24 protein-coding genes and 1 riboswitch are annotated in these 23,133 nt (G+C 49.4%); of the genes, 14 read left to right on the top strand and 10 right to left on the bottom strand.

The window, feature by feature from the left end; translation table 11 throughout:
* Positions 1-2: 2 nt before the first annotated feature.
* The 5 genes from O9X78_RS10075 to O9X78_RS10055 form a co-directional block, all read right to left on the bottom strand.
* Entirely contained in the window at positions 3-1,007 is a 1,005-nt protein-coding gene (locus O9X78_RS10075; RefSeq protein ID WP_269619549.1) for a FecCD family ABC transporter permease, read from the bottom strand.
* Positions 994-1,887 (bottom strand): cobalamin-binding protein, encoded by an 894-nt coding sequence (locus O9X78_RS10070; protein WP_269619548.1) that lies wholly within the window; start codon positions 1,885-1,887, stop codon positions 994-996. The genes O9X78_RS10075 and O9X78_RS10070 overlap by 14 nt, the downstream gene beginning before the upstream one ends.
* Positions 1,887-2,492 (bottom strand): cob(I)yrinic acid a,c-diamide adenosyltransferase, encoded by a 606-nt coding sequence (cobO, locus tag O9X78_RS10065; RefSeq protein WP_269619547.1) that lies wholly within the window; start codon positions 2,490-2,492, stop codon positions 1,887-1,889. Before cobO ends, O9X78_RS10070 begins: the two co-directional genes overlap by 1 nt.
* A gap of 71 nt (positions 2,493-2,563) precedes the next feature.
* Complete coding sequence (locus tag O9X78_RS10060; protein WP_269619546.1) at positions 2,564-4,438, bottom strand: TonB-dependent receptor domain-containing protein; 1,875 nt, start codon at positions 4,436-4,438, stop codon at positions 2,564-2,566.
* 90 nt (positions 4,439-4,528) lie between these two features.
* Positions 4,529-4,708, bottom strand: a riboswitch (cobalamin riboswitch).
* A 55-nt stretch (positions 4,709-4,763) separates the two neighbouring features.
* Positions 4,764-5,729, bottom strand: a complete 966-nt coding sequence (locus O9X78_RS10055) for a ketopantoate reductase family protein (protein WP_269619545.1) — start codon at positions 5,727-5,729, stop codon at positions 4,764-4,766.
* A 91-nt stretch (positions 5,730-5,820) separates the two neighbouring features.
* On the opposite strand from O9X78_RS10055, the gene O9X78_RS10050 reads away from it, so the two are divergent.
* The 3 genes from O9X78_RS10050 to rrtA all read left to right on the top strand — a co-directional run bounded on the left by O9X78_RS10050 (position 5,821) and on the right by rrtA (position 8,285).
* A complete protein-coding gene (locus tag O9X78_RS10050) occupies positions 5,821-6,303 on the top strand; it encodes a YajQ family cyclic di-GMP-binding protein (protein ID WP_269619544.1) in 483 nt (160 codons plus the stop codon).
* Positions 6,304-6,402: 99 nt separating this feature from the next.
* On the top strand, positions 6,403-7,674 hold the full coding sequence (locus O9X78_RS10045; RefSeq protein WP_269619543.1) for an AmpG family muropeptide MFS transporter: 1,272 nt from the start codon (positions 6,403-6,405) through the stop codon (positions 7,672-7,674).
* Positions 7,671-8,285, top strand: coding sequence for a rhombosortase (gene rrtA / locus O9X78_RS10040; protein WP_269619542.1), 615 nt, complete (start codon positions 7,671-7,673; stop codon positions 8,283-8,285). Before O9X78_RS10045 ends, rrtA begins: the two co-directional genes overlap by 4 nt.
* On the opposite strand, the gene O9X78_RS10035 is transcribed toward rrtA, so the two are convergent.
* From O9X78_RS10035 to O9X78_RS10025, 3 genes are read right to left on the bottom strand one after another with little or no spacing between them, the layout of a single operon-like run.
* Entirely contained in the window at positions 8,253-8,561 is a 309-nt protein-coding gene (locus O9X78_RS10035; protein WP_269619541.1) for an MGMT family protein, read from the bottom strand. The two genes, rrtA and O9X78_RS10035, sit on opposite strands and share 33 nt — an antisense overlap.
* A 27-nt stretch (positions 8,562-8,588) precedes the next feature.
* Positions 8,589-9,251: a carbonic anhydrase gene (locus O9X78_RS10030; protein WP_269619540.1), complete on the bottom strand. Its 663-nt coding sequence runs from the start codon at positions 9,249-9,251 to the stop codon at positions 8,589-8,591.
* 29 nt (positions 9,252-9,280) lie between these two features.
* Positions 9,281-10,291, bottom strand: a complete 1,011-nt coding sequence (locus O9X78_RS10025; protein ID WP_269619539.1) for a phospholipase A — start codon at positions 10,289-10,291, stop codon at positions 9,281-9,283.
* Positions 10,292-10,472: 181 nt separating this feature from the next.
* Here O9X78_RS10025 and O9X78_RS10020 point away from each other — a divergent pair, with 181 nt between their 5' ends.
* The 4 genes from O9X78_RS10020 to O9X78_RS10005 all read left to right on the top strand — a co-directional run bounded on the left by O9X78_RS10020 (position 10,473) and on the right by O9X78_RS10005 (position 16,265).
* A complete protein-coding gene (locus O9X78_RS10020) occupies positions 10,473-10,970 on the top strand; it encodes an FxsA family protein (RefSeq protein WP_269619538.1) in 498 nt (165 codons plus the stop codon).
* A 232-nt stretch (positions 10,971-11,202) separates the two neighbouring features.
* A complete protein-coding gene (locus tag O9X78_RS10015) occupies positions 11,203-11,493 on the top strand; it encodes a co-chaperone GroES (protein ID WP_269619537.1) in 291 nt (96 codons plus the stop codon).
* A gap of 58 nt (positions 11,494-11,551) precedes the next feature.
* The gene (groL, locus tag O9X78_RS10010) at positions 11,552-13,210 is read left to right on the top strand and encodes a chaperonin GroEL (RefSeq protein WP_269619536.1); all 1,659 of its coding nucleotides are present in this window, start codon (positions 11,552-11,554) and stop codon (positions 13,208-13,210) included.
* 253 nt (positions 13,211-13,463) lie between these two features.
* Positions 13,464-16,265 (top strand): thrombospondin type 3 repeat-containing protein, encoded by a 2,802-nt coding sequence (locus tag O9X78_RS10005; protein WP_269619535.1) that lies wholly within the window; start codon positions 13,464-13,466, stop codon positions 16,263-16,265.
* 14 nt (positions 16,266-16,279) lie between these two features.
* Here O9X78_RS10005 and O9X78_RS10000 read toward each other — a convergent pair whose 3' ends face one another.
* A complete protein-coding gene (locus O9X78_RS10000; protein ID WP_269619534.1) occupies positions 16,280-16,501 on the bottom strand; it encodes a hypothetical protein in 222 nt (73 codons plus the stop codon).
* A gap of 41 nt (positions 16,502-16,542) precedes the next feature.
* Here O9X78_RS10000 and O9X78_RS09995 point away from each other — a divergent pair, with 41 nt between their 5' ends.
* The 5 genes from O9X78_RS09995 (at position 16,543) to O9X78_RS09975 (ending at position 19,710) form a co-directional block, all read left to right on the top strand.
* Positions 16,543-17,172 carry a class I SAM-dependent methyltransferase gene (locus O9X78_RS09995; RefSeq protein WP_269619533.1) on the top strand — a complete coding sequence of 210 codons (630 nt, stop codon included), beginning with the start codon at positions 16,543-16,545 and terminating at the stop codon, positions 17,170-17,172.
* Between the two features lie 42 nt (positions 17,173-17,214).
* The gene (locus tag O9X78_RS09990; protein ID WP_269619532.1) at positions 17,215-18,159 is read left to right on the top strand and encodes a D-hexose-6-phosphate mutarotase; all 945 of its coding nucleotides are present in this window, start codon (positions 17,215-17,217) and stop codon (positions 18,157-18,159) included.
* 18 nt (positions 18,160-18,177) lie between these two features.
* Positions 18,178-18,606, top strand: coding sequence for a potassium channel family protein (locus tag O9X78_RS09985; RefSeq protein ID WP_269619531.1), 429 nt, complete (start codon positions 18,178-18,180; stop codon positions 18,604-18,606).
* 126 nt (positions 18,607-18,732) lie between these two features.
* On the top strand, positions 18,733-19,278 hold the full coding sequence (locus O9X78_RS09980; RefSeq protein ID WP_269619530.1) for a CC0125/CC1285 family lipoprotein: 546 nt from the start codon (positions 18,733-18,735) through the stop codon (positions 19,276-19,278).
* A gap of 66 nt (positions 19,279-19,344) precedes the next feature.
* Positions 19,345-19,710, top strand: coding sequence for a CoA-binding protein (locus tag O9X78_RS09975; protein WP_269619529.1), 366 nt, complete (start codon positions 19,345-19,347; stop codon positions 19,708-19,710).
* A gap of 60 nt (positions 19,711-19,770) precedes the next feature.
* On the opposite strand, the gene O9X78_RS09970 is transcribed toward O9X78_RS09975, so the two are convergent.
* Positions 19,771-20,424, bottom strand: a complete 654-nt coding sequence (locus tag O9X78_RS09970) for a urate hydroxylase PuuD (RefSeq protein ID WP_269619528.1) — start codon at positions 20,422-20,424, stop codon at positions 19,771-19,773.
* Positions 20,425-20,662: 238 nt separating this feature from the next.
* Here O9X78_RS09970 and O9X78_RS09965 point away from each other — a divergent pair, with 238 nt between their 5' ends.
* Positions 20,663-21,457 carry a hypothetical protein gene (locus O9X78_RS09965; protein WP_269619527.1) on the top strand — a complete coding sequence of 265 codons (795 nt, stop codon included), beginning with the start codon at positions 20,663-20,665 and terminating at the stop codon, positions 21,455-21,457.
* Positions 21,458-21,571: 114 nt separating this feature from the next.
* A complete protein-coding gene (locus O9X78_RS09960; RefSeq protein WP_269619526.1) occupies positions 21,572-23,089 on the top strand; it encodes a fumarate hydratase in 1,518 nt (505 codons plus the stop codon).
* The last annotated feature ends 44 nt before the right edge of the window (positions 23,090-23,133 follow it).

The raw sequence follows: 23,133 nt of genomic DNA, 5'->3' as shown, positions 1-23,133 counted from the left end.
TTTCAGCGACTCCGGTGTAATAAATATAGAAAACTAGGTACGCCGATGAGGGCGGTGATAACACCTGCGGGTAATTGTTCTGGCGCAATTACGGTGCGGGCCAGCGTGTCGGCTAATGTAAGTAAAGCGCCGCCGGCTAAGGCGGCGGCGGGCAAAATAAGGCGCTGATCGTTGCCTAGTACCAGACGTAACATATGGGGAACAATCAAGCCGACAAAGCCAATACTGCCTGCGGTGGTAACGGCAAAGGCAGTGAGTAAGCTCGCGCAAATATAGATTGTCCACTCTAGCGGCCGAACAGAAACACCCAGTGCAGCGGCTTGCATTTGCCCGCGAGCTAACACATTTAAGCTGCGTCCCAATGGCAACATAACAACAGAAATAATCGCAAGTACGGTGAGCGCCATCCACGGGGAGCGCGCGTAGGCGAGGTCGCCCATAAGCCAGTAGAGCATGCCGGGTAGTTGATCGCTGGGGCTGACCGCCAACATAAAGGTTATTGCCGCGCCCCAGCCAGAGGCAATTACCACGCCGGTCAGTAATAAGCGGGTGGGCGTCCAGCTACCGGTGCCGTGGGCAAGACCAAATACGGTGACCGCAGAAATCATCGCGCCGATAAACGCAGAGCCAGAAACAACCGTCGCACTTAGTCCGCTGAGCATGGCGATTAAGGCGCCAACAGCGGCTCCACCAGACAGACCCAGTACATAGGGGTCGGCTAGGGGGTTGCGCAATAATACCTGCATTAAAGCACCGGCAACAGCGAGTAAGCCACCTGCGGCAAACGCGGAAAGCGCGCGGGGTAGACGTAGTTCAAAGACCAGCGTCCGGTGCAACGGTTCACCGCCGCCACTTAAGACCTGCCATAGCTCCTGATTAGAAATATGTACGCTGCCAGTAGTAATCGCCAGTATTAAGGCGCCGAGTGTAAAGATAAATAGCAGCAGCAGCGGCGTTAAAAAACGCGGTAGTGCGCTTGTGGCGTTATTCGTTTTAACGACGGCCACGGGCAGTGTCCAAGTGTTTGCAAAGTAAGGTAGTGCCCTGCAGTAAACGCGGTGTTGGGCGTTGTATTGTCGATGGCGGAATAAAAAATAAATTATTTTTGCGCACGGCAGTCAGTCCACTGAAACGACGCCATTCATTGAGCCAATCACGATTTTCTTCACCCATGCCGCCGGCGATGATGGCCTCTGGTTGGGCTGCCAGTACCGCTTCGTTGTCGATACGTGCCGTTAAGTTTGGTAAGTCACCAAATACATTTACGCCGCCGCAAATACGGGTGGCCTCGCTGATGATGTGTTCGTTATTGACTGTCATTAGCGGGTTTGTCCAAATTTGTTGAAAGACAGTGACCGGCGCCGAATTTTGATAACGTGTCCGTAAATCGTTTACGCCAACACGGAATTTCTTCGCGGCTGTTTTTGCGGTGCTATCGGTACCCGCTAATGCGCCGATGCGCTCTAGTGTAGAGGCAACATCTTCGAAAGAGCGTAGTTCGCTGTAGTAAACCGACAAGCCTAGTGAGTGCAATTGTGATAGCTGTTCACGCGGATTTCCGCTGAGCCAGCCTATGAGTAAATCTGGCTTTAAGGCGAGAATCGCCTCTTGATCAAAACGGTTATAACTGCCGACACGAGGGAGATTTTTGGCCGGTTCTGGATAGTCGCTAAAACTGACTGCTGCGACTAATTTGTCGCCGGCACCTGCTGCGTAAACCAACTCGGTTGCACCGGGTGATAAAGCGATAATGCGCTGTGCGGCTTTGGTTAAACAGAGTTGCGCACCGCTGTCGTCGTTAACGCAAATATCAGCATGTACATGAGCCGCTAACAGCGCGGTGACAAACAATAAACCGCGAACTAAATTTATGTGGTAGCGGCGCATTACCACTCCACACCCTTGCGGGCTTTGATACCACCGCGGAAGGCGTGCTTTTTGTCATCGATCATCGACACGGTGTCGGCGAGTTCTTTGAGCGGCACCGGTGCGCCACGACCAGTGATAATCACGCTCTGCTCGCGGGGGCGATTGCGCAGGGCCTCGTAAACTTCTTCGGCGTCAATGTAGCCGTATTTTAAAATGTAGGTAAGTTCGTCTAGCAGTACTAAATGAATTGATTCATCTTGCAGTAAGATTTTGGTTTGCTGCCAGGCTTGCTGAGCCGCTTCGCGATCTTGTTCTTTGCTCTGGGTTTCCCAAGTGAAGCCGGAACCCATCACTATAAAGGGTACTTCTGGGCAGCGCTGTTGAATGAAATTGCGCTCACCGCAGTCCCATGTGCCTTTAATAAATTGTACGACGGCGGCTTTATAGCCGTGTCCGAGTGCGCGAATAATAGTGCCAAAACCAGAGCTGGATTTGCCCTTGCCGGGCCCGCTTAATACGATCAGCACGCCGCGCTCTTCAGTTGCCAGTGCGACTTTTTCGTCGATCATCGCCTTTTTAATCTGCATTCGCTTTTGGTGCTTTTCTTCTTCACTCAGTGTCATGGTGGCTCCTAATTGCTGAGTCTAATCTGCGTTGCCTCGCAACGCAGATTAGTTAGCGGTCAATGATACCTTTATTTTGGCGTATAAGTGATGGTGAGCATCGCCTCGCGACCAATGGAAAGGTAGTCGCCAAAGCTGAAACTGCGTGCACTTACATATTCTTTGTCGAATATATTTTTAAGGGCCAGTTGCAGTTTGACCTGATCGTTTACACGGTAAGACACCGCGCTGTCGACTAAGCCGTAGCCGCCGAGTTCATCAGTATTGGCGGTGTCTTCATAGCGGCTACTGACTAAACGCAGACTGCCGCTCACGCCCCAGTGTTGCCATTCACGACCAATATCAAGGTTGGCTTGCTTGTCGGCGCGGCGGCGCAGATCTAAGCCGGTATTGGCGTCGCGGGCGTTGAGGAGGCTGATGTTGGCGTCGATGCTCCAATTTTGAATCGCGCTTGAAACGCTAAATTCCCAACCTTTTATTTCTGCGCCTTCGATTTGGTCTGGCCCGAATGTGGCGGGGTTGTATTGGATTAGATTGTCTACGTCATTCTTAAATCGTCCGACACTCCAGCTGCCCCAGCGGTGATTGCCTCGAAGTTCTAGTTCAATATTTTCAGAGGTTTCCGGTTCTAAGGTGGCTACACCGTAAAAAGGGTAATACAGATCATTGAATGTTGGTGCATTAAAGCCTTCACCGTAGGACGCAATGATCTTTATCGCGTCGCTAATATCGAATCCGGCCGAGGCATTTCCAGTGTCGTTTGAACCAAACTGATTGTTGTCGTCGTTACGGCCTCCAATCGTAAGGTCAACGGGGCCGAACTCTGCCTGCCATTGCGCGAAATAGGCTTTGTTGCCGCGACTTTGTTCATCATAGCTGAGGTTACTTTCAACGCTGTCTAATAGTCTTTCGAAACCGACGGTGATGACATGATGTTTACCAATCATCCAGTCATTTTGCACGCTGTAGATTCTACGTGTGGTGTCGAAGGTGTCTCCGCTTATACCGACTGCGGCGGGGTCTACATAGCGATAGTCGATGGTTGATTGGTCTTTTGACTCACCAGCAGAAAGTGTAAGTAACCAATTCTCCATTGGTCGAAATTCGCCGCGAATATTCGCGATGCTAACTTCGCCGTCGGTATAAGGCGAACATTCAAAGTTCGCGAAGCTGGCGTCGTAGCAGCTATTGTCGTAGTCACTTTCGGTTTTACTATTTTGATAAAAGGCAAAGAGCTCCGCGGCGTCGCTAATCTTGTGGCTGATACTGGCGTTAACCGCAGTTTGTTCAAAGCCATCGTCGTCACCGCTGACACCGCTTTTGCTTGAAGTATTATCGACACCGTCGGTCTCTTCACGCAGTACGCTGATATTTACTTGTGTTTGTTCATCACCACCGCTGATCGCGACCAGCGCTTTTTGAGTGCCCTGCGTGCCTACACCTAATTGCAGCATGGGTTGTAGGCCGTCGGTGTCATGGTACTTGCGGGTGATAATGTTGATTACCCCGCCAATGGCCTCAGAGCCATAGAGGCTGGAGCGTGAACCGCGCACAATCTCCACGCGCTCGATGAGCTCAGGCGGGAGATTGGTAAGTGATGGGCTACCAAGTGTGGCGGAGCCAATGCGAACACCGTCGATCAGGACTAAGGTGTGATTACTTTGGTTGCCACGCAAAAACAGGCTAGTGCTGGCGCCGCGTCCGCCATTGCGAACAAAGCTAACACCGACTGCACGGGACAGTAATTCTTGTAAGTCTGCTGGCTGAATGCGCTCTATATCTGCACGTTCAAAGACGGTCACCGGCGCCAGAATATCGGCCACCGATTGCTCGGTGCGGGTTGCAGTGACGATGGTGGTTTCGATATGGGATTCGTCCGCCGCAAAAAGTGGTGACGATGCAAGGGTAAAAATACTGCCAATGGCAGCAAGCCTAGTGTTGTTCATGGTTAAACCTCAAAGCTATAAAAGGAAGCAATGAGGGAGGGGTAGGGGTTATATACAAGTATACGACCGCTGATGGAGCCCTCCGCTTCATCGGGTGAATCAGTAGAGGCCGGTTCCGGGCTCGTGCACTCAGCAAAGCTGAAATGTACTTACCGTTGCGGGGGCAGCGTCGGCATTGCGGCGACTCGTGTTGAGCGTTCGCGCACCTGACTTCCCGTTTAACTCCTTGTCACTAATTGCTGACGCAGAGCACCTGTTACTTGGCGCGCACTCTAAGGCGGTGTTGTGATTTTGTCAAATTAAGAGGGGATTTTTGGTTGCATTGTTAGTGTTTTGCTTCTCTTGAAAGACGCTTAATCTCCGCCAGTATTTCCTGATTTAAGGGTACGTTGATATTGTGCTGCTCAGCTAATTGACAGAGGTATCCGGTAATAGCATCGATTTCGGTTTCACGACCCGCTTCAATGTCTTGCAGCATTGATGACCGATTGTCTGCAGTGGTTTTGGCGACATTCTCGACGTATTCGTGAAGGTTGGTCAGCCAATGTGTGCGATTCAAGGCGACACTCACGGCGAGTATTTCATCAACGATCTGTCGCATTTGGGCGAGGGCTTTTGGTTTATGTAGTAATTCACCGTTGCGGCAGTGATGAATCACCGTTAGCGGGTTTATTGCACAATTCACCGCCAGCTTGCGCCATAGCACTGCGTCGATATCGTTGCTAATGTTTACATTTAACGGTGGAAAAGAGAGCGATGCCGCGAGTTGGTCTAGAGCGTTGAAGTCGCGTATTCCGCTCCCTCCTGTCGCACCAATAAACGTATGGCCGTGACCTGCATGCACAAACTCGAAGCCGGATTGGCGATAACAGCCTTCGGTAGTGGAGCCCTGTAGTACGGTTACACTCGGGAATTCTTGACGGATTTGATCCGCAATGCCTAGGCCATTTTGAAGTAAAAGAAATACAGCCTGTTCAGCAATATGGGGCTTTATGGCGCTCAATGCATCCATGGTTTGGGGGGCCTTGGTGGTGATCAGCAGATTCTGAATCGGAGTGGATATACTTTGTGGGTAATCTGCGGGTACCGGGCTGACCAAGGTTTGGTGTGCACTGATTAAGTGAATGCCACCGTGTTGTTGGTAGTCATTAACGGTCTGTTGATTCCGTAGAATAAGACGAATATCCGCGCCGGCTTGATAGCCATACGCGCCCCAGAGACTGCCGATGGCTCCGGCGCCCAAAATATACAAGGGACTTTGTGAGGTGGGCTTTAGATTGGCTGTTAACATATGTGTTGCCTTCATTTTGCCCGAGATACGTTTTGTCGCGTTGCTGGGGATGCTAAACTGCGCCCAGCAACATAACAAAGGAAACTAGGCTATGCCAGCGTTTGATATTGTCTCGGAAGTGGACCTACACGTCTTTACCAATGCCGTCGATCAGGCTGGGCGGGTTATTGAAACGCGCTTTGATTTTAAAGGTGTCGATGCGCGATTCGAACGCGACGCACTAACGGTAACCATGTTTGCTGAGGCGGAGTTCCAATTACAGCAAATGGAAGACCTGCTGCGTGCTGCTTTGGTCAAGGTGAAAATTGATCCCTTAGCAATGGAAATAGGTGATGTTAAGGGCGCAGGTAAACAGGTAAAACAACTGGTAACGATGCAAAGCGGCCTGACTTCAGATGTCGCTCGTAAAATTATTAAATTAATCAAAGAAAGCAAAATTAAAGTACAAAGCCAGATTCAGGATGAACAGGTGCGTGTGACAGGTAAAAAACGCGATGACCTCCAACAGGTGATGGCTCTGTTGCGGGCGGAAGAATTAGATCAGCCCTTACAGTTCACTAATTTCCGCGATTAATCTAATCAGGGGCTGTCGAATGCGTCGGAGCAATCGATAAGCCCTTGCAATATTGCTGGCGGTCGCCAGAATGAAGCCATTGTTTTTGTGGAATTCCCTATGAGTGATCAGCAGTCGGTTTCGGCTTTGCCTTGGCACAAGGCGATTTTTAATCGTCATATGTTCATTTGCGTGCTAACCGGTTTCGCCTCGGGTTTACCTCTGTATTTTTTGATTCAGTTAGTTCCGGCATGGCTGCGCAGCGAAGGTGTGGGGCTGACGGAAATTGGCTTGTTCGCCTTGGTTGGCTTTCCCTACAACTGGAAGTTTGTTTGGGCGCCGTTGATGGATCGCTATGTGCCACCATTTTTAGGGCGTCGCCGCGGCTGGATGCTAATTACCCAGATAGGCCTTATCGTGTCTATGGCTGGGTTGGGGTTCATTAATCCGGTGTTTTCTGTTGGATTAGTTGCCTACGGCGCGGCGGCGGTGGCTTTTTGCAGCGCCAGTCAGGATGTGGTCTTAGACGCTTATCGGCGTGAGTTATTGCTTGATGAAGAACTTGGATTGGGGAACTCAATTCACGTACAAGCATACCGTTTGGCCGGGCTGGTCCCAGGCTCTATTGGTGTCATTCTTGGCGATTTTCTTCCTTGGAGTACGGTGTTTATTGTCATGGCTGGATTCATGATGATCGCGGTGGCGGCGACAATCTGGATTGAAGAAGCTGTTGACGCGAGTATTGCACCACTGAGTTTGCGCGCTGCGGTAGTTGAGCCATTCAAAGAGTTTGTTAATCGAAAAGGCTGGAGCAGCGCACTGTATTTATTGTTATTCCTCTTCCTTTACAAACTTGGCGACAATATGGCCACAGCGCTGTCATCGCCATTTTATTTAGATCTTGGCTTTACTTTGACTGAAATTGGCACGATCGCGAAAACCGCGTCGCTGACGGCAGCTATTCTCGGCGGCTTGGCGGGCGGCATTATTATGATTCGTCTGGGTATCAATCGCGCTTTGTGGCTATTTGGCGTGGTACAGGTGATGAGTATTCTCGGTTTTGCCGCATTGGCGGAAATTGGGCCAAACCGCCTCGCGTTGGCTGGTGTCATTGTATTTGAGTATCTCGGAGTGGGCTTGGGCACCGCGGCATTTACGGCCTTTATTGCCCGGGCAACAATGCCAGCCTATGCAGCAACTCAGTTTGCATTGTTTACTGCTTTAGCTGCGCTGCCGCGCACCTTTGCCAATGCCACTACCGGTATTATTGTTGAGTCGGTGGGTTGGACTAACTTCTATCTGTTGTGCACCGCAGTTGCCATTCCCGGCATGTTAATGCTGTTCAAGGTGGCGCCGTGGTCAGAAGATGCCGTGTTAGACGGCAATAAATGAATACGGGCGGCTCAGTTGTGCGGCGCCTTTTTACGAACTGTTGGCCGACAGCGCTTGTCCTTTTTTCCTTATTAATATTTTACTATTTTCATACAAAGTACGATCTGTCCTATCAGCGGATTTTGGTGGCAGAAGGTCAGTGGTGGAGACTCCTCAGCGGGCAATTTGTTCATAATAATAGCTCTCATCTATTTTCAAATATGGCGGCGTTGCTGCTGTGCAGAGCCTTGCTGTCGATAGTGTATAGCGAACGTAATTTCATCCTCAGTTTATTGAGCTGCGCGTTGTTGACTGGCGTGTTGATTCATTTTTTATTGCCGTCATATGACTATTATTTAGGTGTGTCGGCGGCACTCTATGGGGTTTTGATTGCGGGTGCTTTGGCTATGTGGCGTGGACGGCCATATGCGGGCGTGTCCTTATTCGTACTTATTATCGCTAAATTATCATTAGATTATTTTGTGCCTGATTCCGTTGGTGCGGTATCGGAGCGCATTGGCGTTCCGGTGGCTGTCGAGGCGCATTTTGTTGGGGTACTTGCCGGTGTGTTAGTTGGCGTGGGTGAAGCTGCGCTGGGTTTAATCGGGCCAGCGACATTGCCGCCAAAATAAGCGACCAGATTCGTCTGCGCTGGATTCTTCAATTAAATGACTTAATTGGCGTCGGTAGCTTTCGCTATCTAACGGTAAGCTTATCTTCCCTTGACTATTTACGATTCTGAACCAAGGTAGGTTGGTGTCTTTCGGGAGGTGGCTGAGCAGGCGGCCCACGTAGCGAGCGTGACCGGGGAGGCCTGCTAGTTCAGCAATTTTACCGTAACTGCAAAGGCGTCCCTCTGGGACGCCGTAAATTGCTGCGTAAATTTGCTCAATGGCCTCGCTCTTCATTGGGCTCTCGATTGCGTGGCCTAATTGTTATTCAGCGTTGCTTTCGGCTTCTAAGTTGCGAGTGCGTTCCCAGTAATCTTCGTAAAAGAAATCAACCTCGCCGGTTTCGAGCGAGTACTCGGCACCCACTACCATGAGTTTTCCTTCGCTAATGAGCTTTTCCAAAGTGGGTGAACCACTGCTGAGATGTTCAACAGAGCTTCTGACATTGGCGCGAACAGATTGCTCGATGAGCGCTTTATGGTCGTGGCGTAATTCTGTGCACAACAGGGTTTCTACCGCTGGGCGAATACGTTTGACGATAGAGTGAAGATTTTGCGATGGAATTTTACTGTTTCCGGTGAGTACGTCGACGGTGGCTGAGATCGCCCCGCAGCTTGAGTGGCCAAGTACCACAACTAAGGGGGTACCAAAGCTTAAGGCGGCGAATTCAACGCTACCAATGCCAGACGGTGCGACTACATTGCCCGCCACGCGGATAACAAATAGGTCGCCTAGGCCTTGGTCGAACACGAGTTCGGCCGGCACACGGGCGTCGGAGCAACCGAGCACGATGGCAAGCGGAGCTTGAACTTCGACTAGCTCTGGACGCTTGGTATGAAGGACCGTTGCGTATTCGCTGTTTAGGTTTTTGACAAAGCGGGCATTGCCTTCTTTTAATCGCGCTAGCGCTTCTTGTGCTGTGATCATGTGTAGTTTCCCGTTGAGTGAGTTTATCTCTATAGCCAGTCGCTGATCAGTACGCCAATACCGACACTTTCGATGGCATTATTGTATTCAATCAGGCTCTCTCCGTAGCCATTAAAGTACTTCACATAGGCTTTTACCCGCGAACTGATCGGGAAGCTCCAGCCTATTTCAATAGCGCCTTTGTTCTCGCTACGTAAGTTATTTCGTAGCATGAGACTAAGGGTTCTATTGTGCCACTGGTACATACCCATCCATTCAAAATGGCCTAAATATTTTCCGATATCTGGGTTGTCATCGTCTTTAGATGATTCCGGTAATCGGTACCAGGGTTTGAATGACATCGCAAAGCGATCTCGTTCAAATATCATATTTAACATGATGCGGTTCCAACTCCGCGACAGAGGTTCGCTGCGACCGTTCGATTGGTGGTTAAAGATAAACTGGTTGGCCACATTGCGTATACCCATCCATTCCCAATCATTGGCAAAAGTGAGCATTATTTCCGGTTCGTGATTGGTTTCCCGAAAGGGCGCTGACGCGGCGCTATTGTAGGCCTGCCAATATGATCGATTGGTATAACCAACACTGAGATAGCCGTTGTCTTTAAAAATTTGCTCCCAAACCGTGATTTTAATACTGAGCTGAAACTCCAGCTCGACGCGGTCTGCATCGCCGCTATTGTTGGGAAGAATACCGCTGTAATCGGTAATATCGTCTCGATATGAGACTGGTAAGACATAATTGGTTCGGTGTGGCGTGAGTACGAAAGGGTTGTCGATGGTGAAGCGTTCGAGCGCGAGCCGCTCTTCGACAACACCGCTGCGCTGATAATTGTCAGAGTCCTCTGTTACGGGAACTCTCTCGCTAGTGTTAGTCCAAGCATTGGGCGTGTTGCACAGTGCGCGGAGTTCGCCAACGGTCGTCGATTCGGCAGCGGACTGCGTCGCCATTTGCAAACATTCAGCGTTGCTGTCGGTAGTTTGTGCCTGACATTGACCCACGTAGAGCAATAGCAGCGCGAGGCGTTTAGCAAATCGCATTTTGCGCTATATCTCCTTATGAAGTAGGTTTGTGGGAGCCTGCGATTGTAAACGAAAGTGACATAGTGTGATGGAGTTTTTATAGCCTATTTTGCAATCAGCATTTGCGTCTGTAGCTGGCGCTTGAATTTGACATTAAAACCCCAACCTCTTTATAAAGCCCGAGCTAAGTGAGTCTCTGATGCGATTTTTGTTCGTCATGTTTGTCGTCCTGCCAATCATTGAAATGTGGTTGTTGATCAAAGTAGGTGCTGTTATCGGTGCGCTGCCAACTATTGCCATGGTGGTGACGACCGCTATTATTGGTGCGGCACTTCTTAAGCAACAGGGCTTGCAAACCCTGACCCGCGCTCAGCAGCGCTTGAATTCCGGCGAGGTGCCAGCGACCGAGATTTTAGAAGGTCTGATGCTGGCAGTTGGCGGCGCCTTATTACTGACCCCCGGATTTGTGACCGACGCTATTGGTTTTGTCTGCCTTATCGCTCCGTTGCGTCGTATGGTCATTGCTGCGCTCATAAAACGGGGCGTTATGCAGGTGCAAATGAATCAATTCAATAACGGCACGAGTCCTTTTGGTTCTGCTGGCCAACCTTTCGGCGAAAGGCCCCAGAATAAGGCGGCAGATAGTCGCTCTGTTGAATCGGTCATTATTGAAGGTGAGTACAAAAAAGAAGAATAATTTTTTTGTCGCGCTCTTGAAAAGATTTCTACGAACCCCATTTACAGGACAGCCCACGGTGACTTGGTGATTGCACTTGGTTTTCCCAGTCGGAACATCTGTTCGTTCTGATCCGTATGAAGGGGTTTCAGATCAAAAGGTCTGTAGAAGTAAGATCTACGGCTTTTGGGCTGAATGCCGGTTTAGCCGGTCAAAAAATTCTAACTCATTGATTTAATGGAGATTGATAAAAATGAAAATTCGTCCGTTATACGATCGCGTTGTTGTCCGTCGTAAGGAAGAAGAAAAAACTAGCGCTGGCGGCATCGTGTTGCCTGGTTCTGCAAAAGAGAAACCAAACCAAGGCGAAGTGCTTGCAGTTGGCGAAGGTAAATTGCTTGAAAGCGGTGAATTGCGTCCAGTTGGCGTAAAAGCTGGTGATTTGGTTATTTTCGGCCAGTACTCTGGTAGCACTGTAAAAGTCGACGGCGAAGAGCTGATCGTTCTGAATGAATCAGAAATCTTTGGTGTGGTAGAAGCGTAAGTCCCACACAAAGTTTCTTTTGAATCAACGAATTAGTTAATAAAAGGGTTATAAGATCATGGCAGCAAAAGACGTAGTATTTGGTAATGAAGCGCGTCAGCGTATGGTGGCGGGTGTTAACATTCTTGCTAACGCAGTAAAAGTTACTTTGGGTCCCAAGGGCCGCAACGTGGTACTTGAGAAGTCCTACGGCGCGCCAACCATCACTAAAGATGGCGTGTCAGTAGCGAAAGAAATTGAATTGGAAGACCGCCTAGAAAATATGGGCGCGCAAATGGTTAAAGAAGTAGCATCACGCGCTTCTGATGACGCTGGTGACGGCACCACAACAGCGACCGTTTTGGCGCAGGCGATTGTGAACGAAGGCCTAAAATCAGTTGCCGCCGGTATGAATCCAATGGATATCAAACGTGGTATCGATAAGGCAATTGCCGCAGCAGTTGAAGAAGTTAAGAAACTGTCTAGCCCTTGCTCAGATTCTAAGGCGATTGCTCAGGTAGGTACTATCTCTGCCAACAGCGATGCCAACATTGGCGACATCATTGCCGAGGCAATGGAAAAAGTCGGTAAAGAAGGTGTTATTACCGTTGAAGAAGGCCAAGGTCTAGAGAATGAGTTAGACGTTGTTGAAGGTATGCAGTTCGACCGTGGCTACCTGTCTCCTTACTTCGTTAACAACACTGAAAATATGAGTGTTGAGCACGACAGCCCATACATTTTATTGGCTGACAAAAAGATCTCTAATATCCGCGAAATGCTGCCTTTGCTTGAGCAAGTTGCAAAGTCTAGCCGTCCGCTGATTATTGTAGCCGAAGACGTTGAAGGCGAAGCGTTGGCAACTCTGGTTGTGAACACCATGCGCGGGATCGTTAAAGTTGCTGCTTGTAAGGCACCTGGCTTCGGTGATCGTCGTAAAGCAATGTTGCAAGATCTTGCGATTCTGACTGGTGGTACTGTTATTTCTGAAGAAGTGGGTCTTGATCTTGAGCAAGCAACCCTTGAGCACCTTGGTACTGCTAAGCGCGTGACCATGGATAAAGAAAACACTGTGATTGTTGATGGTGCTGGTCAAGCAGCAGCGATTCAAGCACGTGTTGGCGAGATCCGTACTCAGATCGAAAACACTAGCTCTGACTACGACCGTGAAAAACTGCAAGAGCGCGTAGCGAAATTGGCTGGCGGCGTAGCAGTTATCAAGGTTGGCGCTGCTACCGAAATGGAAATGAAAGAGAAGAAAGCCCGCGTTGAAGATGCGCTGCATGCAACTCGTGCTGCTGTTGAAGAAGGCGTGGTTCCTGGCGGTGGTGTTGCTCTGGTTCGTGCTATCTCTAACATCGGTAAGATCGAAGGCGAAAACCTAGATCAAACTGCGGGTATCAATGCTGCACTGCGCGCACTTGAAGCACCTTTGCGTCAAATCGTAACCAACGCAGGCGACGAAGCCTCTGTTGTGCTAGATAAGGTTCGTAGCGGTACTGGTAACTTCGGTTACAACGCGGGCACTGGCGAATACGGCGATATGATGGAAATGGGTATTCTTGACCCTGCTAAAGTAACCCGTACAGCGCTGCAAGCCGCAGGTTCTGTTGCTGGCTTGATCATTACCACTGAGTGCATGATTGCTGATGCGCCTAAGGCAGAAGCCGGTGGCATGCCTGATATGGGCGGCATGGGCGGCGGTATGGGCGGTATGGGTGGCATGGGCGGAATGATGTAATTTATAGCCCCACCTAGCTCGACCTAAAAACCTCGCTTCGGCGGGGTTTTTTTATGCCTGAATTTTGCTTTTCTGGATATTGCGGGCTTAAATCTAACAAAAGACTTAAGTTTGATCTTGTGTGATCGATGTTAACATGTATAGTATTGTCATATATTGTTTAAAATGTGTAATAGTGGCGCTCATGCTGAACTGACAGGCGGCTAGAAACGCATATTTGCTCGTTATAAAAATAAGTTGCCAGGTGTATCCCATGTCTTACAGTCGTTATTTATGCATCGTTTTTACCGTTGCCGCTTTATCTGCCTGCGGTGGTAGTTCGGTTTCTAGTTCAGGTTCTTCTTCCGGCTCCCCAAATAATGGCGGCGGCGGAGTTAACCAGCTGCAGGACGCGGATTCGGACGGAATCGCTGACAATGTCGATAACTGTCCGGTAAATAGTAATGCCGGGCAAGCAGATATAGATTCAGATGGATTTGGCGACGCTTGTGATAACGATGCTGATAACGACGGAATAGACAACAGCAGTGATAATTGCCCCTCTGTCGCGAATTCAAATCAATCTGATCTTGATGGCGACCTCATCGGTGATGCCTGTGATGCGGTTGATAATAGCGGCGGCAATGGCGGTAATGGTGGTGGCCAGCCAGTCGATAGCGATTCTGATGGTATTCCAGATACCAGTGATAATTGTCCAAATGCCTCAAATCCTGGTCAAGCAGATGCGGATACCGACGGTGTGGGCGATGCTTGTGATAACGACGCTGATAATGATGGCGTTTCTAATGGCGTTGATAACTGTCCTGCGACCCCAAATACGGGGCAGCAAGATATCGATGCCGACGGTATTGGTGATGCCTGCGATCCTCAGGATGATCGAGATAGTGACGGTGATGGTGTTTTAGACACGCTAGATAATTGCCCATCTACCGCAAACACGGATCAGCAAGATTTAGATGTCGATACGGTCGGCGATGCCTGTGACCCAGAAGATAATCGCGACAGCGACGGAGATGGCGTTGGTAATGATGCTGATCTTTGCGCTGGTTCATCAGCCGGTGCGCAAGTTGATGCCAGCGGATGCTCTGCAACGCAAACTAATGCGTCCTGCGGCGATAGCTTTGCAAGTGTTGTTGCTAATCGCCACTATCAAGTGATTTTGCCCTCGGCGAGTGGTGAAAATATTAGCTTCGAGGTTTTCGAACCGGCAGTAATTGATTGTGGGCAGCGCGCTCAGGGAGCGCACCCCTTGGTATTACATAGTCACGGTTTTGGCGGCGCCCGAGTGAGTGACACGGGAAGTGAGTATACCGGCAATGCGATTGATCGATTAGTCGCTGGTGGCTATCCGGTAATCAGTATCGATTTGCGTGGTTTTGGCGATAGCAGTGGCACAGTAAGAGTAATGGATCCGGATTTCGAGGGTTTGGATTTGCTGCAGATTCTAGATTGGGCAGAGGCGAATCTGGATTACTTGTCCTGGCGTGACGAAAGCACGGGTGAATTTGTCGGCCGCCCCGCAGCGCCTGAGAGTGTAGCGGGTGGCGTGAACCTGCTAGTGGGTTCGGTGGGTTCTAGCTACGGCGGCGGCTACCAAATGCTGATTCACGGCGTTGATGAAAAGCAGCGCTTAGATGCGATGGTTCCTGATATTACTTGGCACAATCTGCCCTACAGTTTGAACCAGGGTGATGTTGTTAAATCGACATGGGCACTGTTACTGGTCGCTGGCGGCGAAGCCGGTAGTTATCAGCCTGGGCTAGAGAATCAAGAATCTCCGTTGGCCCGTGGTCTAGACCCGTTTGTTGTTGAAACCTTAGCGCGCGGTCTGGCAACTAACGAGTTTCCTCGTGATGCATTAGACTGGTTTACCTACCATAGCCCGCGCTATTGGTGCGGATTGAACGGTCAGGCAACCATGCCATACAGCGTGGCGGCGAGTGCGCTGAATAACAATATCAGTAGTGAATTTAATGAGGCACCCGGCAGCAATACTTATACAGGTCAGCCGGGTGTGGACATATTACTTACTCAAGGTATTCGCGACACCTTGTTTAATTTCAATGAGGCCTGGTGGAATTTTCAGTGTCTGAGTGAGCGTGCGGCTGAAACCGGACATGAAGTTAGAATGCTGACTCATGAAAGTGGCCATATTATTTCTAGTTTCATTGGCGAGACACCGGACCCCATATTTATGCAGGCGCCAGGCGGCAAATTTGCCTGCGGCAGCATCGACCAGCGTGATGCGACTATTGCGTGGCTGGATGAAAAACTGCGTGGCCTGCCGGCGGCTGACTATTTAAGTGGTGAGAATGCAATTTGTACATCGCTTGCTGACGATGACGCGGTAATGATTCCAGTGTCGAAGTTTAAGGCGCGTCGCTCTGCTAACGACGACACCGCTGTATCGTTTACTGAGTACAGTGATCTCTCGGCAAGTAATGTATTAAACGGTGTTGCCGCTCAAGTCGCGCATTTACCTGGTCAAGATGTGGTTATAGTGCCGGTGTTAAGTGTCACAAGTAGCAATGGGCTTATTGTGGCGGGTATTCCCCAGTTGGATATGACCGTCACGACGCCTCAGCAAATTAACGATGCGGTGTGTGCCTTGGGCAGTATTCCAACTCTGCGCATCGGCTGCGACAGTATCTTGTTTGCCGGGGTGGCGATTCGCAGTGCGGGTGGCGAGTGGCGTTTGCTAGATGATCAAATAACGCCGGTTCGCGGTATTGGCCAGCATTTCGATATTGATATGGTCGGTATCGCAGAGCGCCTTGGTCAAGGTGATGAGTTGGGTTTGTGGTTGAGCGGCTATCATCCGCAATACTTGGAAGCCTTCTCGCGTGACCTGACCATTCCCGCAGTTAATATCGCCGCAAGTCTTCGTTTGCCGCTGTTTGCCGTTGGCGCAGATGGGCAGCCTGATTTTGACGCCAACGCTACTGAGTCTTTGGGTGCGCCGGAGCCGTTAAGTACAGCGCTAGGTATTGACGGAGGATTACCGGATTTAGGTGGTGGTTTGCCTGATTTAGCTGGCGAGCTGCCAAGCCCCTAGTAAGCAGGGTTAATCTATACTTCAAGGCGACTGGAAAGTCGCCTTTTTACGTTTTGAGTCGCGGGTTTATATAGCGGTTCATCGTAAAACACCGGCATGCTGCGCAAAGGGTTTGTGCTGCCAGTGTGACCATCACTATACTTGCTGGGCAGCGATGCGTATTGTGCGTCCATCGAGGTAGGCGTGGCGTAATACTTGCGCCAATAATTATTGTGAGGATGTTTTGGAGCTGTCATCCATTGTCCCCTGGGGACGATCATACGCGGAGTACTGCCGGATGTTTTCGCTGTCTGAGCGAGATCTTGACGGCTATATTTTGGGCTGCGGTGATGGCCCTGCCAGCTTTAATGCTGAATTGACTCAGCGTGGCGGGCGGATCATGTCTATTGATCCTATTTACCAGTTTTCAGCCGAGGGTATTCGCAGCCGTATCCAGCGAGTGTACCCCGGAATGATTGCCGAGCTTGCTCGAAATGCACAGCAATTTTATTGGACCAGCTTTAAAGACCCCGGCCATTTGGGGTCGATCCGAATGTCGGCGATGAATCGCTTTCTGGATGACTTTGACAAGGGCCTCGAAGAGGGGCGTTACATTGATGCCAGTCTGCCGGAACTTCCGTTTTTAGATGATGAATTTGATCTGGCACTTAGCTCCCATCTACTGTTTTTATACAGCGAGCAAATTGATGCGGCTCAGCACATTGAGGCGCTGTCTGAAATGTGCCGCGTTGCCAAGGAAGTTCGGGTGTATCCCTTGTTAAGTTTAGATGGTCGAATTTCTCAACACGTTCCCGGTGTCCTTCGCTATTTTAATGAGCGAGATTATATTGCCGAGCTAAAGCCCGTTGCCTACCAGTTTCAGAAAGGTGCAATGGATATGATGGTGCTGCGAAAGAAGCCGAGCTAGACCTGTGATATTAAAAGTGAATAATTTAATTGGAATCTTGATGTGAATAGCGACATAGCTGCGAGCCTAGATGTACTTAATTTGCGCAATGCTCAGATTCATTTGCGCGCTGCAAGCACTGTTTTTACCGAAGCAAATGGCTATTCTGAGCTAAGCTCTGAATCGGCTGATCTGCCAGTTTTAGAATGTATAAGTGAAACCTGTCGTGCTGTGATATCTCTGCAGGGCGCGCAGATATTGTCTTTCCGTCCAAACGGAAAAGATGAGTTGTTATGGCTTAGTCCGCTATCATCTTTTCGCGTGGGTGACCCTATTCGCGGCGGTATTCCACTGTGCTTGCCGTGGTTTGGTGTAAATCGTCGCCAAGTAGACTTAGCGAAGCATGGCTTTGCGCGTACTCAACTTTGGACTTTAGATGATGTACAGCAAGCTGAAGATGACAACATCACTTTGCAGTTTGGATTTAGTCCTACGAAGGACGATTTAGCGGCATTCCCTTTTTCATTTAGGGCTCGGCTAGATGTGACCTTGGGCCATGAATTACATCTCAAACTGAGCATCATTAACCAAGGACGAGAAACCATGCCGCTCAGTTTTGCGCTGCATACTTACTTTGCAGTTGGTGATTTAGGTCGTGTGAAAATCGATGGCCTTACCGATAGCGCCTACTTGGATAATTGCCAAGGCTTAGCTAAGTTTGTGCAAAGTGATCCATTGGTTTTCGATAAGGAAATCGACCGAGTGTATGAAGGACTTGGTGGTAGTCAGTCGATACTTGATGCTGGCCGTCGGATTGATATCGGCGGTGTAGGATGTGACACCGTCGTGGTCTGGAACCCTGGGGCTGAACTGGCGAGAAAAATGGCGGATGTGGGTCCGCACTACCTTGACTATGTATGTGTTGAGCGCGGTATGGCCTTTGACGATGAGCAGTTATTAGCGGCCGGCGGTGTTACTGTTGCAGAGATGACTTTGTCGTCTAATTGATTTGAGCCTAGTCGTCTTATGTTTATTGTTCTCTGTTTAATTAATATCGCCGTGATATCAGTAGCCGTGCTGATACACCATGAAACTTTATTTACCTTGGCCAAGTTTGTCCCTCGCTTGGCTAAACCGAGGCACCGGGTATTGGTCGCATTGACTGGTGTTTTGTTAGCTCATGCCGTAGAGGTATGGATTTTTTCGCTGGCTTATTTTCTGCTAAGTGCAGACGGTAGTTTTGGTGCCTTAACTGGTAATTTCTCTGGAACCTTGCTCGACAGTGCCTACTTTTCATTTACGGTCTACACTTCACTGGGGTTTGGCGACATTGTCCCTGTTGGAGATCTGCGTTTTCTATGCGGTTTAGAGTCATTGATTGGCTTGGTAATGATTGCCTGGTCAGCTTCATTTATGTATCTAGAAATGCAAAAAAATTGGACCGATATCAAGTAGTTTGAAAATTAAATGGCTTTGTTAAGTTTCAGTTCAGCTCCAGTGCGTATTATGGTGGCTTGTTAAAGGTGCGGGGTTCTACCATAAGGTAGTATCGCTATAAGTTGATTTTTTTAGGGGAAAGTTATGCGTTTACAGTGGGTTTTTGCCGTGTTGTTATCTGGTCTTGTTGTGGGTTGCAGCAGCACAGGTACAACGTACCAGCCAGCTGACGAGCGCGGTGCTTATGGTTATACCGAAACGGAATTGGGTAGTGATCGTTACCGTGTCACGTTTACTGGTAATAGCCGTACAGATAAAGAAACGGTTAATGATTATGCAATGCTGCGCGCAGCGGAGCTAACCTTGCAGAATGGCTACAATTGGTTCCATTTAGTCAATCGTGATACAGAAAGTAAAAGTCGTAGCAGTACCAGTATCTCTGGTGTAAACGATTTTGGTGGCCATACTGCCGTGTATCAACGTTGCGGTTTAATGAGCTGCAGCACGGTAGTGGCGCAAACGCCATCACGTTTGAGCGGCGGCGTAGCGTCAACAACAACGCGTACAAACTACCAAGCGTCATTAGAAATTAAAATGGGTAAAGACCCTATGCCGGATGATGCAGAAGCTTATAATGCACAAGAACTGGCATCTACATTGCGTCGCTGGATGGGTAAACAAGCGAAGTAATTTGCGGAAGTATAGGAAAAATTGCCGGGCGCCTGTCGCCCGGTTTTTGTTTGTCTGGAGAATGTGATGAGCGAGACAGTATTGGTGTTGGGTGCAAGCCCAAAGCCGGAGCGATACTCCTTTAAAGCCGTGCAGCTACTCAAGGAATATGGTCACAAGGTGTTGCCGGTGAACCCCTATCATGAAGAAGTAGCCGGCGTGAAATGTGTTCCTATGATTAACACTGTGAGCGACCATGTCGATACGGTGACAGTCTATGTTAGGGCGGACTTACTCAAAAACGATATTGATCAGCTTATTGCGTTGGCACCACGTAGAGTGATTTTTAATCCGGGCACCGAATCTGACGAGATGGCAGAGCGGCTCGAAAAGGCAGGAATAGCGACTGAAGAAGCGTGCACCTTAGTCTTGTTGCGTACCGGTCAGTACTAGAAAAACTTCACAAAAAAGGGAGCCTTTAAGGCTCCCTTTTCAGTTCGTTATATTAGGCAATTACACGAATTGAAGCAGTGCAACCATCGCTATGGCTAACGCTATGCTGCAATGTACAACGCCTTTTACTGTGGTCATAGGGCCAGTTTTGCCGAAGATAGCATTTAGTTCAAGGACAACAATTAGACCAATACAAATCCACAGGCCCAAGCTAATAGACGTACCAGCTTTACTTACCGCAGCCGCACCAGCGGCACCCGCGCCGTGGAAAGAGCCCAGCATACCAATTAGCATTGGTGCAGAGAAAAGGGTATTAGTGCGAGAAGCCAAGCCAGCCTTGGGAGCCGCTTTTGATGCATCGCCGGGCACAATACCGCAAACAATTTTTTGGTTTGGCCAAATAATTAGCCACACGTTTAAGAACATTAAGGTGCCCATGAGGGCGCCAATAATGATGTAACCGTTCAGACCGCGCGCCATGGTGAAGTGCAATAGACCAAGGCCGGTTAAAAAGGTGAACATGGCACCCCAGCGGAACCACCAAAGGGCTCTTGGGGCTAATTTCTTAACTGCATCCGCTTTCGCCGAAGCTTCGGCTTCTTTGAAGTATTCGGTTTGTACAAAGTTGAAGTAGTACAGCAGGCCAATCCACGTGATACCGAAGAGAACGTGTAACCAGCGCAGTAATAAATCTGGTGAAATAAATGCATCCATTTAAAGTAGCCTCATTTTACGTATTGGTGTTGTTAAATTTTTATTGTTGTTCTTCTGCTCGAAATCGCATTTGACGCGTCTTGAACATAAGGTGCAACACTAAAACCGCTAAAGTATAGCAAAGCAGATGAACTTGGGCAGCGAATACCGTTCAAATCGGGTAGCGGGTGCTTTAACACCCGACATGCCAATGTCATAATGATTCTTTTTCGCCCTTCATACAGTGAGTTAATTAGTCGTGAGCACGGAAAGACAAGAACCAAAAATTTCACTCTCTATTGACGATGATGATATTGCGCATCGTGCGGCAATGAAAAAGCCCGGCCAGCCAGTGTCGCCTCAAGACGCTGGGCCGAAAAGCGGCGGCGGTGGTGGGTTCGTCATGTTTATGTTGACCCTATTGGTACTGCTACTGTCCGGTGTCTCTTATTATTTGTACGATCAATTAAGCGGCACTCAAGCTCAGTTAATGCTAGGTCAAAAACGAATTGATGCGCTTGAGCAGCGCCTATCATCTGCTGATGAGAGTATTAGTGAAAGTACTGTGACCACTTCGGTGAAGTTGAAAGAGCTTGATCAGGAAGTTCGCAAGCTTTGGGACAATGTTTGGAAAAAGCAAAAAGACGAACTAGCCCAGCATGACGCGACCTTAGACAAGCAGCAGTCTGAGATGGACAAATCGATTAAGCGTATCGTAGCACTAGAAGCCAAGCTTAAAACGAGTGATGAGCAGCTAAGTAAGATCGTAAAATCTTATAGCAGTGATCGCGAGTCCTTTACTTCTATGTCTGGAAAACTGGACAGGGTAATTGCGCAATCTGAGGTTAACCGCAAGGAACTGCTCAATATGGGTAAGCAAGTTGCGGCGGGCGGCGGTTTAGATGTTCGGGTTAAAGACCTTGAGCGGCGCATCACCCAAAATGAAGAGTGGTTAGACTCAGTCAATGCCTTCCGTAAGCAGGTAAACCGCGATATTGAATCTATGCGCCAAACCATGACGCAGTATCATTCCGGTAGCCCGGCTCCTCGTTAATATATCCCCAGACACGGTGGTGTGGCCCTTTGCGCTACACTACCGGCTATTTGCTAGTGTATACTCTGCCGCCTTTCTGGGCGCTGTCGCCAACCATTTAGCAGGAGTCCTCCGATGACCGTAATTCGTCAAGACGACCTTATTCAAAGTGTGGCCGACGCGCTGCAATACATTTCCTACTACCACCCCGTTGATTTTATCCGCGCGATGGATGAAGCCTATCAGCGTGAGCAGAATCCTGCTGCTAAAGATGCAATGGCGCAGATTCTTATTAATTCCCGCATGTGCGCCGAAGGCAAACGTCCGATTTGTCAGGATACCGGCATTGTGACCGTGTTCTTAACAGTAGGTATGAATGTGCAATGGGAAGGCACGATGGGCGTGACGGATATGGTTAACGAAGGCGTTCGCCGTGCCTACAATCTTCCTGATAACGTCCTGCGCGCCTCAATACTGGCCGATCCAGACGGCACCCGCGCCAACACTAAAGATAATACGCCGGCGGTTATTCACTATGAGATTGTTCCCGGTGACACGGTTGAGGTACACGTAGCTGCTAAAGGCGGCGGTTCGGAGGCGAAATCAAAATTTGCCATGTTGAACCCCTCTGACTCCGTGGTGGATTGGGTATTAAAAATGGTGCCGACCATGGGTGCTGGCTGGTGTCCGCCGGGCATGCTTGGTATCGGTATTGGTGGAACGGCAGAGAAGGCGATGATTATCGCCAAAGAAGCCTTGCTTGATCCCATCGATATTCATGATCTGCAAAAGCGCGGCGCGAGCAATCGTGCGGAAGAATTGCGTTTAGAATTATTTGAAAAAGTGAACAAACTCGGTATTGGCGCTCAGGGTCTTGGCGGTTTGACGACTGTGTTAGATGTGAAAGTAAAAGACTTTCCAACCCATGCGGCCAATAAAGCCGTAGCAATGATCCCGAATTGCGCCGCGACACGCCATGCCCACTTTACCTTGGATGGAAGTGGTCCAGCGGCGCTGACACCGCCTTCATTGGATGAGTGGCCTGAAGTGACCCGCGAAGCAGGTGGTGACGTAAAACGAGTGAACCTCGATACCGTTACCCAGGAAGAAATGGCGACGTGGAAGCCCGGTGATACGATATTGCTGAGTGGCAAAATGCTTACCGGTCGCGATGCCGCGCATAAAAAAATGGTCGACATGCTTGCCCGTGGTGAGAAGTTGCCTGTAGATATGAAGGGGCGGTTTATTTACTACGTTGGCCCAGTTGATCCGGTGCGTGACGAAGTGGTTGGCCCTGCAGGCCCGACTACAGCGACCCGTATGGATAAATTTACCCGCACCATGCTGGCTGAAACTGGGTTAATGGGCATGATTGGCAAATCTGAGCGCGGCGACGTCGCTATTGAAGCCATCAAAGAGTTCGGCGCAACCTACCTTATGGCAGTAGGCGGCGCGGCATATTTGGTGGCGCAGGCGATCAAGAAATCCGAAGTGGTTGGCTTCCCTGAGCTTGGTATGGAAGCCATTTACGAATTCACCATTGAAGATATGCCGGTCACGGTTGCCGTTGATGTGCGCGGGGAGTCTGTTCATAAAATTGGCCCCCAAATTTGGAAGGCTAAAATTGAAGAGCAGGCGATTACCGTCTCTTAAGCCCAAAGCGGAGTGCGTTACCGCGCGCTCCGCTATCGTTTTAT

It is taken from the genome of Zhongshania aquatica (assembly GCF_027257955.1).
Classification (GTDB): Bacteria; Pseudomonadota; Gammaproteobacteria; order Pseudomonadales; family Spongiibacteraceae; genus Spongiibacter; species Spongiibacter aquatica.
Note: the sequence above shows the minus strand (reverse complement) of the source record. Positions and strands in the feature narration are given on the sequence as shown.

Coding starts and splice junctions, on each gene's coding strand:
- O9X78_RS10030 (WP_269619540.1), bottom strand. CDS start 9,251: ATGATCACAGCACAAGAAGCGCTAGCGCGATTAAAAGAAGGCAATGCC.
- O9X78_RS09960 (WP_269619526.1), top strand. CDS start 21,572: ATGACCGTAATTCGTCAAGACGACCTTATTCAAAGTGTGGCCGACGCG.
- O9X78_RS09975 (WP_269619529.1), top strand. CDS start 19,345: ATGAGCGAGACAGTATTGGTGTTGGGTGCAAGCCCAAAGCCGGAGCGA.
- O9X78_RS10035 (WP_269619541.1), bottom strand. CDS start 8,561: ATGAAGAGCGAGGCCATTGAGCAAATTTACGCAGCAATTTACGGCGTC.
- O9X78_RS10055 (WP_269619545.1), bottom strand. CDS start 5,729: ATGTTAACAGCCAATCTAAAGCCCACCTCACAAAGTCCCTTGTATATT.
- O9X78_RS10005 (WP_269619535.1), top strand. CDS start 13,464: ATGTCTTACAGTCGTTATTTATGCATCGTTTTTACCGTTGCCGCTTTA.
- O9X78_RS10050 (WP_269619544.1), top strand. CDS start 5,821: ATGCCAGCGTTTGATATTGTCTCGGAAGTGGACCTACACGTCTTTACC.
- O9X78_RS10070 (WP_269619548.1), bottom strand. CDS start 1,887: ATGCGCCGCTACCACATAAATTTAGTTCGCGGTTTATTGTTTGTCACC.
- O9X78_RS09995 (WP_269619533.1), top strand. CDS start 16,543: ATGTTTTCGCTGTCTGAGCGAGATCTTGACGGCTATATTTTGGGCTGC.
- O9X78_RS09970 (WP_269619528.1), bottom strand. CDS start 20,424: ATGGATGCATTTATTTCACCAGATTTATTACTGCGCTGGTTACACGTT.
- cobO (WP_269619547.1), bottom strand. CDS start 2,492: ATGACACTGAGTGAAGAAGAAAAGCACCAAAAGCGAATGCAGATTAAA.
- rrtA (WP_269619542.1), top strand. CDS start 7,671: ATGAATACGGGCGGCTCAGTTGTGCGGCGCCTTTTTACGAACTGTTGG.
- O9X78_RS10000 (WP_269619534.1), bottom strand. CDS start 16,501: ATGACAGCTCCAAAACATCCTCACAATAATTATTGGCGCAAGTATTAC.
- O9X78_RS10020 (WP_269619538.1), top strand. CDS start 10,473: ATGCGATTTTTGTTCGTCATGTTTGTCGTCCTGCCAATCATTGAAATG.
- O9X78_RS09985 (WP_269619531.1), top strand. CDS start 18,178: ATGTTTATTGTTCTCTGTTTAATTAATATCGCCGTGATATCAGTAGCC.
- O9X78_RS10015 (WP_269619537.1), top strand. CDS start 11,203: ATGAAAATTCGTCCGTTATACGATCGCGTTGTTGTCCGTCGTAAGGAA.
- O9X78_RS10025 (WP_269619539.1), bottom strand. CDS start 10,291: ATGCGATTTGCTAAACGCCTCGCGCTGCTATTGCTCTACGTGGGTCAA.
- O9X78_RS09980 (WP_269619530.1), top strand. CDS start 18,733: ATGCGTTTACAGTGGGTTTTTGCCGTGTTGTTATCTGGTCTTGTTGTG.
- O9X78_RS10060 (WP_269619546.1), bottom strand. CDS start 4,438: ATGAACAACACTAGGCTTGCTGCCATTGGCAGTATTTTTACCCTTGCA.
- O9X78_RS10045 (WP_269619543.1), top strand. CDS start 6,403: ATGAGTGATCAGCAGTCGGTTTCGGCTTTGCCTTGGCACAAGGCGATT.
- groL (WP_269619536.1), top strand. CDS start 11,552: ATGGCAGCAAAAGACGTAGTATTTGGTAATGAAGCGCGTCAGCGTATG.